Annotated in this window: 12 protein-coding genes and 1 pseudogene; 11 read left to right on the top strand and 2 right to left on the bottom strand. The window is 46.2% G+C overall.

What is annotated here, in order from left to right; all coding sequences use genetic code 11:
- The first annotated feature begins 159 nt into the window (after positions 1-159).
- The 10 genes and pseudogenes from PN466_RS04080 (at position 160) to PN466_RS04035 (ending at position 7272) form a co-directional block, all read left to right on the top strand.
- The gene (locus tag PN466_RS04080; RefSeq protein ID WP_271937190.1) at positions 160-297 is read left to right on the top strand and encodes a hypothetical protein; all 138 of its coding nucleotides are present in this window, start codon (positions 160-162) and stop codon (positions 295-297) included.
- Positions 298-323: 26 nt separating this feature from the next.
- Entirely contained in the window at positions 324-1286 is a 963-nt protein-coding gene (locus PN466_RS04075; RefSeq protein WP_271937187.1) for a hypothetical protein, read from the top strand.
- Between the two features lie 319 nt (positions 1287-1605).
- Positions 1606-2877 carry a uracil-xanthine permease family protein gene (locus PN466_RS04070; RefSeq protein ID WP_271937184.1) on the top strand — a complete coding sequence of 424 codons (1272 nt, stop codon included), beginning with the start codon at positions 1606-1608 and terminating at the stop codon, positions 2875-2877.
- A 22-nt stretch (positions 2878-2899) separates the two neighbouring features.
- Positions 2900-3067: pseudogene (locus PN466_RS26190) on the top strand (RNA-guided endonuclease TnpB family protein); the annotation flags it as partial.
- 218 nt (positions 3068-3285) lie between these two features.
- Positions 3286-3420: a hypothetical protein gene (locus PN466_RS04060; RefSeq protein ID WP_271937182.1), complete on the top strand. Its 135-nt coding sequence runs from the start codon at positions 3286-3288 to the stop codon at positions 3418-3420.
- A 425-nt stretch (positions 3421-3845) separates the two neighbouring features.
- A complete protein-coding gene (locus PN466_RS04055) occupies positions 3846-4808 on the top strand; it encodes a CobW family GTP-binding protein (RefSeq protein WP_271937180.1) in 963 nt (320 codons plus the stop codon).
- Positions 4809-4862: 54 nt separating this feature from the next.
- Positions 4863-5366: a DUF1097 domain-containing protein gene (locus PN466_RS04050; protein WP_271937178.1), complete on the top strand. Its 504-nt coding sequence runs from the start codon at positions 4863-4865 to the stop codon at positions 5364-5366.
- 103 nt (positions 5367-5469) lie between these two features.
- Positions 5470-6210, top strand: coding sequence for a nitrile hydratase subunit beta (nthB, locus tag PN466_RS04045; RefSeq protein WP_271937177.1), 741 nt, complete (start codon positions 5470-5472; stop codon positions 6208-6210).
- An 11-nt stretch (positions 6211-6221) separates the two neighbouring features.
- Positions 6222-6848, top strand: a complete 627-nt coding sequence (gene nthA, locus PN466_RS04040) for a nitrile hydratase subunit alpha (protein WP_271937176.1) — start codon at positions 6222-6224, stop codon at positions 6846-6848.
- Positions 6849-6894: 46 nt separating this feature from the next.
- A complete protein-coding gene (locus PN466_RS04035; protein WP_271937174.1) occupies positions 6895-7272 on the top strand; it encodes a nitrile hydratase accessory protein in 378 nt (125 codons plus the stop codon).
- 33 nt (positions 7273-7305) lie between these two features.
- On the opposite strand, the gene PN466_RS04030 is transcribed toward PN466_RS04035, so the two are convergent.
- Positions 7306-8469 (bottom strand): pyridoxal phosphate-dependent aminotransferase, encoded by a 1164-nt coding sequence (locus tag PN466_RS04030; protein ID WP_271937171.1) that lies wholly within the window; start codon positions 8467-8469, stop codon positions 7306-7308.
- A gap of 167 nt (positions 8470-8636) precedes the next feature.
- Between PN466_RS04030 and PN466_RS04025 the strand changes: the two genes are divergently transcribed.
- The gene (locus PN466_RS04025) at positions 8637-10499 is read left to right on the top strand and encodes a tetratricopeptide repeat protein (RefSeq protein WP_271937169.1); all 1863 of its coding nucleotides are present in this window, start codon (positions 8637-8639) and stop codon (positions 10497-10499) included.
- A gap of 82 nt (positions 10500-10581) precedes the next feature.
- On the opposite strand, the gene folK is transcribed toward PN466_RS04025, so the two are convergent.
- The gene (gene folK, locus PN466_RS04020) at positions 10582-11103 is read right to left on the bottom strand and encodes a 2-amino-4-hydroxy-6-hydroxymethyldihydropteridine diphosphokinase (RefSeq protein ID WP_271937191.1); all 522 of its coding nucleotides are present in this window, start codon (positions 11101-11103) and stop codon (positions 10582-10584) included.
- Between the last annotated feature and the right edge of the window lie 5 nt (positions 11104-11108).

The raw sequence follows: 11108 nt of genomic DNA, 5'->3' as shown, positions 1-11108 counted from the left end.
CTCTTCCAAGCTTCTTTGGCTTCCTGATAAGCTTGGAAGAGTTCCTCTATGCTATGGTGTGCAACTATCTGAATTCGTCTTGGCATGACTAGGTTTGATGCTGTGCCTTTTTATTTTAGCTGATTCCTCGGACTTGATATTACTTGTTGCGATCGGGCCTTGCAACTTGAACCGGAGCATCTGGAAAACATTTCCTATTGGAGTAAAGCTCAAGCACGATTAAGTGGTTTAGCGGCTCAAGAACAGGAGAGCCAGAACCCGGAAAACCCCTTAGAATCTGAACCAGAATCACCCTAATTGAACAATTGGTTTGAAAAGTCTGTATGCAACCCCCACCCTCTCCCTCTTCCTCCTTATCCGTCAATCAACTCCAGGAGCAAATCCATACCCTTAACCGCGATCGCCTGAAACTGTTAAAAAAAATAGAAAAGCAACAACAGAAAATCGATGATTTTGAACAAGAGCAAGAGCAAATTCTTCCTAAAGTGGCTCAGAACCTAGAGCCAATCTCAACAGAAATCGATCGGGTTGACCAACAAATTCATGAGTTATTTGAAGATATCTTCAGAACCCGTGGCTTAAGTCGTAAAAAAACGCAAAAAGTTCTGTTTATTTACGAAAGTATCCAAAAAATGGGTTGGATTAGCAATCGGCTCAAGACCCAAGAATCCATAGACGAACCCATGCAAGACAATCGAGAGAACATCCCTTGGCAAAATGTCAATAATCAGGATTTAAGTCAAGTTCGACAAAAATTTTTGCAACTTGCGTCGGTTTTCCATCCAGATAAAGTCAGCCATCATCAAGACCGGGATTACTACACGGAAGTCATGAAAGAAGTTAACCAAGCTTATCAAGCTGGAGACTTAGCTCAGTTAATCCAAATTGAATCGCAATACCATCACGGGCAAATCAGGGTAATTAACCAAAACGATAACCTGGATTTAAAGCAACAGGTGAATCGATTGAAACAAGAAAATCAAATCCTGAAGAGACAGTACCAGACTCTCAAAGAGGATTGGAAAGTGCAGCGCCGCACCCCAGAAGCAAAAGTCGTCAAAACCTATCACTCTCTGCGAGAAAAAGGAATAAATCCGATTGCCCACATGAAACGAAAAAGTCACTCTCGTCTAGAAAAGCTAGAAGATATTCGATATTTTGTTAAACGATTTCGGGATCGAAAAATAAGTACCCAAGAATTCTTTAACGAACGGAATCCATCTAAAGAGATGGCTAAATTTGTCAAAGGGTTGTTTAGCTCTTCTTCTTTCTTTAGTAACAACTAGAGTCATTAGACTTCTTGCAGAAGGTGAGGGAATAGGGAATAGGGAATAGGGGTAAGAATGCCGGATTCCTCCATTGCCATTTATTTTCTGCACAATTATGCAAGAGGTCTATTCCCCGCATTGACGAAGCTTGCACGAAGCGAGAAGGTTGTCCCCAAGGATTCTCTTTTCTATCAAGTACAACTTGAAGGCTTAGACCCTAAGCAATCAAAGCTATTGCTAGAGTGCCTATTGCTAGAGTGCCTATTCCCTATTCCCTACCGCAAACGACCATATCACTATAATACAATATTAATCTTGAATTCTAGACTAAACGCTGATGATTGAACCTCCTAATCCTAACCCAGAAACCCAAGAAACCGAGATCGACCCAACTGCCTATCGCTTTAGTTGGCGTTATTTTCCCTTGGGCGCTCAGATCCTCTCTATTGCCTTTGGAGCCTTGGTTTTAGTGCCCATTTTAACCGGATTGAATCCGAATGTTGCCCTATTAACGGCTGGTTTGGGAACCTTGGTGTTTCAATGGGTAACTGGGGGGAAAGTGCCAGTTTTTTTAGCTTCTTCTTTTGCCTTTATTGCCCCCATTCAACTGGGAGTAGAAAAGTACGGGTTACCCGAAACGTTATCGGGATTAATGACTGCGGGTGTCGTTTATTTACTCTTGAGTTTATTAATTGTATGGCGCGGTTCTGGATTTTTGCTACGGCTGTTACCGCCCATTGTTACGGGGCCGGTAATTATGGTGATTGGATTATCTCTTGCCCCCATTGCTATTCAGATGGCATCGAATGCAGGTGAAGGATACAGTGAAGGAGCCGCTCTAGCCGTTTCTGGCAGCGCTTTACTAGCCACATTATTAACTGTCTTATTCAGTCGAGGCTGGTTAAGATTAGTGCCGATTTTGACCGGTTTACTCGTCGGTTATATCGTGGCATTTCCATTAGGAATGGTCGATCTAACCACTATCGCTCAAGCTCCTTGGTTTGCGCTGCCGGAATGTACCTTACCCAAATTCCATTTACCGTCCATTCTCTTTATTGTACCCGTCGCGATCGCCCCTGCCATTGAACACTTTGGCGATATCCTAGCCATCAGTGCTGTCTCTCAAAAAGACTACTTTCGAGACCCTGGCATTCATCGTACCCTACTCGGAGATGGTCTCGCCACCAGTCTAGCGGCTTGTTTGGGAGGTCCGCCCAATACCACCTACTCAGAAGTGACGGGAGCCGTTGCCTTAATTAAAATCTTTAATGCCGGTATCATGACTTGGGCTGCAATTCTGGCGATTGTACTCGCCTTTGTAGGTAAACTGGGGGCCTTTTTGCGCTCCATCCCCGTACCCGCTATGGGGGGAATTCTGGTGATTTTGTTCGGGACAATTGTGGTAGTGGGGATGAATAGTCTGGTTCGCTCTAGAGAAGATTTAATGAAACCTCGAAATTTGGCGATCGCTTCCATTATCCTGGTTTTTGGAGTTGGCGGACTGAGCATAAAAGCTGGAGAATTTGCCCTAGAAGGAATTGGTTTATCCGGTATCTTTGGAGTCCTGATGAATTGGCTCTTACCCGAATCTGGCGAAACCAACTCCTAGTTAATCTCAACCCTAGAACAGTAGAATTACCTGCAAAGACGATGTGATTGTGGTGGAGGATCTAGCAGTTAAAAACATGGTGCAGAATCACAACCTTGCCGAAGCAATCAGCAATGTGAGCTGGGGTCAATTCTGTACCCTGCTCAAATACAAAGCCGAGTTGGAGTGCAAGGTTTATTTGGAGATTGGGTGATTCTTCTCTTCTTCTCACCTTTGCTCCAACATCCTATTGCCACTAGAAAAGATCTATAGCAGAGAAAGCGTTGGTTACGACAGTTAGGTTATGGTTTGAGGCAATAGGCACGAATCGCAATAGAGAATGTCCTAACTCTCCTTTTCTCTGCTATATCAGTGCGATCGTTTATGTGCCCTCATTGCCAGGAACGGCATGATAGATCCATCGCTTTTGTGGTTTCCTTTTTCCAGGCGATCGCCCAAAACTTTTTGGATACTAATATTACCTCAACGGCCCTTTGCCCTGGCGCTGTGGCTAGTGCTTTTGTAGCAGCAGGAGACCTGGAAGGCAACACCTTATGGAACTAAGCTGCATCCGCTGAGTCTTTTACTCCGTGTGGTTATGAGGCGATGATGAAAGGCAAATTAGTGAAAGTTAATGAGGTATCTTTTGGACTTTAAACTCAATTGAGTGTACGGTTTATTCCCCGCAAAACAGTATTGAAAATGTCACAACAGATGATGGAGAAAAAGGAATAATTCTATTGGCTTTCCGGCTTGGTACGGGGGAATTAAGGGGAGTAACTTGAGCGATCGCTCAAGTTGGTTAAATAGATTTTGAGGGAACTTCCCGTTAAAGTTTGTCAACAGTTTTCATGGCAATCTTTTTAAATCGTGATACGTTATACGGTTCATTACTTGGCTGTATGATTTACTAAAGCTCGGCAGTGTTCGATCCTTATCTCGATCAAACGGCAGCTTTATTTTTTTGATACGATCCTCGTACAAGGGTAATGGCTATAACGCAAAAAGTTCCTGTCACAGTTCTTACTGGCTATTTAGGTGCAGGAAAAACAACATTATTAAACCGAATTTTGACGGAAGAGCACAACAAGCGTGTTGCGGTCATTGTTAATGAATTTGGTGAGATTGGTATTGATAATCAGCTCGTCATTGATGCTGATGAAGAAGTTCTAGAGATGAATAACGGCTGCATTTGCTGTACCGTTCGAGAGGACTTAATTCGCATTATTGGTAATTTAATGGATCGGCGCGATCGCTTCGATCACCTTCTCATTGAAACGACTGGGCTTGCCGATCCAGCCCCCGTGATTCAGTCTTTTTTCACAGATGAAGTGATGCTTCGACAAACGCAGCTCGATTCCGTCGTCACGGTCGTGGATGTCAAGCATATTACTCAGCATTGGGAAAGCGAAGAAGCCCAAGAGCAGATTGCTTTTGCCGACATTATTCTGCTGAATAAGGCGGAGTTGGTTGCACCCGATAGTTTGGAAACGCTGAAGCAGAAGGTGCGCGGCATCAATGCGATCGCGAAAATCCACACCACCAATTATTGCGATCTGTCGCTGGATTCCGTCTTGGGGGTTCAATCTTTCGATCTCAAGAATGCCCTGGCGATCGATCCGGAATTTCTCGATGAATCGGCCCACGAGCATGATGATTCGGTGTATTCGGTTGCGATTAACGAACCGGGCGCAATCGATACGGACAAGATTAATCGCTGGCTCTACCAGTTAGTCCAAGCCCACGGTCCCGATCTATTTCGCATGAAAGGCATTCTAAACGCCCACGATATGGAGCGCCGGTTTGTATTTCAAGGGGTTCATATGACCCTAGACGGTCGCCCGGGCAAGCCTTGGAAGCCGGACGAAACCCGTCGTAACGAGCTGATCTTTATTGGTCGCAACCTCGAACAAATGAATCTCCAAGACGGATTCAACGCTTGTTTAGTTTGATGTGCCCCTTGGTGGATCGAGTATTTGGCAATCTAGCGATTAGGAGTGATAAACATGAAGCAAGCAGAAGCATTGAGCATCAGTATTGGTGTCTTGGGAGGCATTGATGTTTTCCTCACAGCAACGGTTCTTCCTTTGCCCGTGTGGGTAACATTTACGGCTTGGGCCTCCTTTTTTATTGTTGGGGGAGGGGTAGATGGCTTCAAGAAGTCAGTAGCCTGCAACATTACCGGGATTCTGATTGCTGGCGCATCCCTACTGGCGATCGAGCTGATTGGTCCAACGCCGATTGTAGCGGCGATTGTCGTGGGTATTGGCAGTGCTGCGATGGTGCAAGCCAGCAAGCTCCCCTTTACAGCCGGGATTACACCCGCGATTGTTTGGGGATTTTCGCAAACTGTGGGGACTGCTGCTGTAACGGGCAATCCAATGACCTCCCCCTTCCTGGAAAACCCCGTCGCGATCGCGATCGCCGCCATGATCGTGGGTGCTATTTTCGGCTACCTTTCAGAATTGTGGGGGAAAGCCATGACAACAGCACCGGAAACCGCAGCTTGAGCGCCAGGTTCGCGATCGTGTCGGTTAGCTTGCGAACTGCACTGAATCTTTTCGCGATCGCAAGATAAGAAATGCTATTGTTAATCAACTAAGGGTTAAAGCCATGAAATTACAGCATAATTTAGGCGGTTTAGAGAATCTAGGGCCAATCAACTTTGAGACGGAAGTTTTTGTCGAACCCTGGGAAAAGCGCATTTTTGGTATTCATACCGCAATGATGGCATTAAGCAATCATCTCACCGAATCGCCGTATGACATCGAAAACGTTCCCACTGAATTCAAGAGTTTTTGGACTTGGGGACATCTCCGCAAGGGTGCCGAAGGGATGCATCCCTTTGAGTATTTTCGGTTGCGTTACTACGAGAAATGGCTTGGCGGCATTTCTGGCTTTTTTGTCGAAGAAGGCTACATTACCCAAGAAGAGCTAGATGCACGCACGGCTGAGATTTTAGCCGACAGCGCCAAGGCTGAAGCCCCACTGCCCCAAGGTGGGAATCCGGCGATTGACACTCAGGTTGAGAAATACCTGCGTGAAGGTGACTCCCCCAAACGTCCAGTTGCGATGGAACCCAAATTCAAAGTTGGAGACCAAGTCCGCATTAAGGATGTGCCTCCAGCAGATCATACCCGTTTACCCGGACATTTGCGCGATCGGATTGGTGTAGTTGATAAGGTTTACGAAGGGGTTTATACTTACTTCTTCAAAACCGATGATGGCATTGGCACGCCAATGCCGATTTACAGTCTTTGTTTCCAGCCCGATGCCCTTTGGAATGAATCCCTGCTGGATTCCAAAGCGATTTACTACAACGACATTTTTGAAGTCTATATTGAAGCTGCTTAAGGAGAAAGAAAATGCCAAGTCTTTACGAAGGTTTCCAGTACGATCCAGAGCGCGAGCGTTACAGTGCGGCCAAGGTCAAAGCGCTGGAATCATTGCTAATTGAGAAAGGAGTGATCGCTGGCGATACAGTTGATAACATCCTTAGCTATTTTGAAACCCAAATGGGGCCATTTAATGGCGCTAAGTTAGTTGCCAGAGCCTGGGTCGATCCCGCATTTAAAGAATTGCTGGTCAATGACTGCAACGCAGCCTGTAATGAGATGGGCTTTCCCCCCGGTATGTCCGGTGCAGAGGGGGAACACATGCGGGTAGCGGAGAACACCCCTGAAGTACATAACGTGATTGTCTGCACCCTATGTTCTTGCTATCCCTGGCCGACGCTAGGCTTACCGCCTTACTGGTATAAAGATCCCACCTTCCGGGCCCGCACGGCGCGGGAACCCCGCACGGTGCTGAAGGAATTTGGGGTTGAGCTGGATGATTCGGTCGAAATTCGTGTTTGGGATACGAGTGGCCAGATTCGTTGGTGGGTGTTACCCATGCGTCCTGAGGGGACGGAAGGCATGAATGAAGAGCAACTAGCTTCTCTGTTGACCCCCGAAGCGATGATGGGCGTTGCACTGCCTAAAGCGGCATAAGACCTGCAAGAGTGCCAAGTTGATATCCGAGTGACAGAACAAAATTATGTTCACTAAATTTGAACATTTTGCGGCGACGAGCTTAATGGGTTCGCCAGAGGAAGCGCCACCTCGACGTGATGGTCATCTCTATTTCGATCGCGACTGGGAGCGTCTAGCGTTTGGGGTGGCGATCGCCCTTTCTAAACAGGGGCATTACGAATGGGAAGACTTTCGCCAGCAATTGATTGGCAAAATTGGGGAGTGGGAAGCAGAGCATGGAACAGACGATCCGAGTTGGGATTATTACCAACGTTGGTTAGCCGCGCTCGAAGAAATTTTAGTCGAGTCTGGGGTGTTGGCTCCCGGTGAGTTGGACGCTCGAATGACAGACATTCTTGATGCTTGCAGTCCCGAGCAGAAACAATCTGAGCTACCCCGTTAAGGGAGTGGTAAATCTCAGCGCTATATTACTGCTCTAAAGCGCTGCTACGGCTTCCCGAATGCGTTCTAGGGCACGCTGGAGTTGCTCTAAAGAGGTGGCATAGGAGAGACGTAAATAGCCCTCCCCATAGTTTCCAAAGGCGGTTCCAGGTAAGAGGGCAACTCCGGCTTGATTGAGGAGATAATCGGCTAACGCTTGAGAGTTTAAGGGCAGTTCTTTTATGTTCGGAAATGCATAAAATGCGCCTGGTGGAGTGAGACAGTGAATACCGGAAATTTGATTGAGTCCAGCAACGAGAAATTCACGGCGATGCTGGAAAGATTTCGCCATTTCTTGTACTGACTCTTGGGAACCTTGCAACGCGGCAATACCGGCTTTTTGGATAAAGGTACAAGTACAAGAATTGGAGTTGAGCATGAGTAATTCTAAGGCACTGATTAAATGTTGGGGCATCACGCCATACCCTAAACGCCATCCCGTCATGGAATAGGTTTTAGAAAAGCCATCGACTAAGAGGGTTCGATCTTCCATTCCAGGTAGACTGAGCAAACTATAGTGAGGATGGTCATATAACAGGCGAGAATAGATTTCGTCAGCTAGGATATAAAAATTATGTTTAATGGCTAAATAGGCGATCGCCTCTAAATCGGCTAAAGGTAAAAATCCTCCCGTGGGGTTATGGGGGGAATTGAGGATCAATAGCTTGGTTTTGTCTGAAATCAGCCCTTCTAAATCTTCGATGCGAAAGCTAAATTCTCGCTCTTCCACTAAGGGTAAGGGAATGGGACGACCTTGGGCAAACTGAATTACGGAGCGATAGGTGGGAAAACCGGGATCGGGATAGATAACTTCATCCCCAGGATTAACCACTGCTAGAATACCGAAAAAGAGTAGGGGTTTGGCTCCTGGAGTGACGATAATGCGATCGCCCCCTACCTGAATTTTCCGGGTTTCGCTAACCTGAGCGGCGATCGCCTCTCGCAGTTCTGGCAACCCTAACGTTAAACTATAACCGGTATAGCCCTGGGCGATCGCCTCGGTTGCTGCTTGGCAAATATGGGAAGGTGTAGGAAAGTCCGGTTGACCAATTTCTAAGTGAATAATATCGCGTCCTTGCGCTTCTAAGGCTTTCGCTTTACCCAAAACCTCAAACGCAGATTCTGATAACAATCCCCCGATGCGCTCTGCTGGATTCATGAACCGATCTCCTCTAAAAATGGTAATGGGTGGGGAATAGGCAATAGGCAATAGGCAATAGGCAAAAGGCAATTTCCCCGCGTCCCCGTGTCTCCGCGTCCCCCATCCCAGATCATATCCTGATCTCGATCCAAAACTCCGTATCAAGGAGTAGCGCATGGAGATGAATGGGAGTGGATGCTATGCGGATGTCAACCGTTGCCCTTGTTACATTAGCGGCCTTGATCGGGCCGGAATTTCGGTCTTCGTCTAATCTGAGCCAATCTCCAATTCAACCGATAGGAGATACTGGAAAAACCGAAAAACCGGATTTAGACCCTAAGTTTATTGATTCGATTGTGCAACAGGTAATGCCGGTTGCCCTGGCTTCTATTAGCCCTCCAGAAGTTGTTCTTCCGGTAGCAGAATCTACCGATGAACCCTTCGATCGCACGTCCCTATCTCACGAAGATATCCAACATCTGAAAACCATGATTTCACAGGTGGTTGATACCTCTATTGCTCAGGAAAATTTAGCCTTAGTCGGAGGGGACGATCGCCTGCCAAAAATTGAAGGAACGATTACCGTCTTAAATTTATTGATGGTATTGATCGTTAGTATGCCAGTTATGGCGATGGCTTTATTTTGCTTCATTCGAGGTTGGGTAGTTCAAGATTTAGTCAAACTGATCCATTCCCAATTAGAAGGATTTAGCGATTTAGATCGAGATTTAAAGGATTATCATTTAAAAGCCGATGATTGGATGGGCGAGTTATACCGTCATCTGAATTTATATAAACAACATATTCGCGATGAGTTAACCACGGTTCATGAACAGTCCCAACAGTCTCAGATTTCCCTAGAGGAACTCGAGAAAATCAAGCGCCAAATGATGCGTCAGTTTCAGGAGATGTTGACGGAAACGAAAGCGGAAAAAGAGAGTTTATTCCAGGAAATGTCCCAAACACGCCCTTCCCAAATGGTGGAGGCTCTGCCGGTGAATTTGTCGTCTGAAGTGCCTGATTTTTTACCTCCTCAGTTAAATCGGAGTCTAGTTCCGGATTCAGCTCATCCGCAGTCTGTGGTGAATCCGGACGAGTTGACGATGGAAGATTATGTCAGGCAAGCGAAGCAATTCACCCAAGTTCATCGTTATGAGGATGCGATCGCGGCTTATCATAAAGCTTTGGAATGGCTGCCAGATTCCTATGAAACCTGGTTGGCGATCGGTAGATTATATGTGAAACAACACCATTATTATCGCGCTCTAGAAGCCTATCAAAAAGCGATTGATATTGATGAGACTCGGGATGAAGGCTGGTATAATTTAGGCAATACGCTCAGTAAATTAGAGAACTATCTCCGCGCTCTCACTGCCTACGATCGCGCCCTATCGATTTATCCGGGACGCTATGAAGCTTGGTATAATCAAGGGAGTGCTTTCGCTAAGTTAGGACGTTATGCAGAGGCGATCGACTCCTACGATCGCGCCTTGATTCTTAATCCCCAAAGTTGGGAAGCTTGGTATCATCGGGGCAATTTATTGGGATGGATAGGAGAGTATGAAAAAGCGATCCTTTCCTATGATAAATCGGTCAATCTCCATTCTCAGAATAGCGAGCCTTGGTATAAACAGGGTTTAGCCTTAGCGAAATTGAATCGCCATCAGGAAGCCCTAGCCTGTTATGATATTGCTTTGTCTTTAGGTAAACACGGAGAAGGGTTATGGCGCAACCGTGGAGCTACCCTGGAAAGCTTAAATCGATATGAGGAGGCGATCGCGTCCTACGAACAAGCCTTAGCTGTTGAACCAGAAATGTTAGATTTATGGTTCAGAATTGCCTATCTTTTAGATCACCTCAATCGCCCAGAAAAAGCCCTAGAAACCTACAATCATATTTTATCCATTCAACCCAATCATCCAGAAGCCTTAAAACTCAAGGGCAATATTTTGGTTGAGTTTCACCACTATCAAGAAGCCATTGATTCGTTTACTGAAGCTCTGGAAGCGCAAAAAACAGGCACTTGTGCGGTGCAAGTGGCTAGTTGATGATGCGATCGGCACTAGTAACGTTCAGTCTTCTATACCAACGCCAAGTTACTCAATGATGTAGGAGGGCCAGATCGGATGATTAGTTCCGCTTGATGGATAAATTAACTCCAGAAGAGTCTACCTTTTCAACCAGTTGAGAAATTGCCTCCCCAGAAACCGGTTCGATCCAGTCTGGGGCAATTTCCGCCAATGGGACTAACACAAATGCTCTTTCGGTCATCCGAGGATGGGGAATTTGCAGATCGGTCGTCTCTAGAATTAAATCGCCAAATAATAGTACATCTAAATCTAATGTTCGCGCACCCCACCTTTCTTGACGGACTCGGCCAAATTGGTCTTCAATATTGAGCAGCGTTTTGAGTAACTCGTAGGGACTTAGCTGCACTTCTAACAGGGCACAGCCATTCAGATAATCGGGTTGTGAGGGGCCAATGGGTGCACTCTTGTACCAACTCGAATGGGTTGTGATGGTAATTCCAGGAGTTTGGTCAATCGTTTTTAGGGCATTTTCTAGGGTAGCGCGAGAGTCACCAAGGTTACTTCCTAGAGCGATCGCACTCGTTATCCGTTTTTCAGTTTCCAAATGATTGGATATGACCATTCTTG

The organism is Roseofilum reptotaenium CS-1145, from assembly GCF_028330985.1.
Classification (GTDB): domain Bacteria; phylum Cyanobacteriota; class Cyanobacteriia; order Cyanobacteriales; family Desertifilaceae; genus Roseofilum; species Roseofilum reptotaenium.
Note: the sequence above shows the minus strand (reverse complement) of the source record. Positions and strands in the feature narration are given on the sequence as shown.

Excerpts from the sequence above, each read along its gene's own strand:
- PN466_RS04075 (WP_271937187.1), top strand. The coding sequence starts at position 324 with ATGCAACCCCCACCCTCTCCCTCTTCCTCCTTATCCGTCAATCAACTC.
- PN466_RS04070 (WP_271937184.1), top strand. The coding sequence starts at position 1,606 with ATGATTGAACCTCCTAATCCTAACCCAGAAACCCAAGAAACCGAGATC.
- PN466_RS04055 (WP_271937180.1), top strand. The coding sequence starts at position 3,846 with ATGGCTATAACGCAAAAAGTTCCTGTCACAGTTCTTACTGGCTATTTA.
- PN466_RS04050 (WP_271937178.1), top strand. The coding sequence starts at position 4,863 with ATGAAGCAAGCAGAAGCATTGAGCATCAGTATTGGTGTCTTGGGAGGC.
- nthB (WP_271937177.1), top strand. The coding sequence starts at position 5,470 with ATGAAATTACAGCATAATTTAGGCGGTTTAGAGAATCTAGGGCCAATC.
- nthA (WP_271937176.1), top strand. The coding sequence starts at position 6,222 with ATGCCAAGTCTTTACGAAGGTTTCCAGTACGATCCAGAGCGCGAGCGT.
- PN466_RS04035 (WP_271937174.1), top strand. The coding sequence starts at position 6,895 with ATGTTCACTAAATTTGAACATTTTGCGGCGACGAGCTTAATGGGTTCG.
- PN466_RS04030 (WP_271937171.1), bottom strand. The coding sequence starts at position 8,469 with ATGAATCCAGCAGAGCGCATCGGGGGATTGTTATCAGAATCTGCGTTT.
- PN466_RS04025 (WP_271937169.1), top strand. The coding sequence starts at position 8,637 with ATGGGAGTGGATGCTATGCGGATGTCAACCGTTGCCCTTGTTACATTA.
- folK (WP_271937191.1), bottom strand. The coding sequence starts at position 11,103 with ATGGTCATATCCAATCATTTGGAAACTGAAAAACGGATAACGAGTGCG.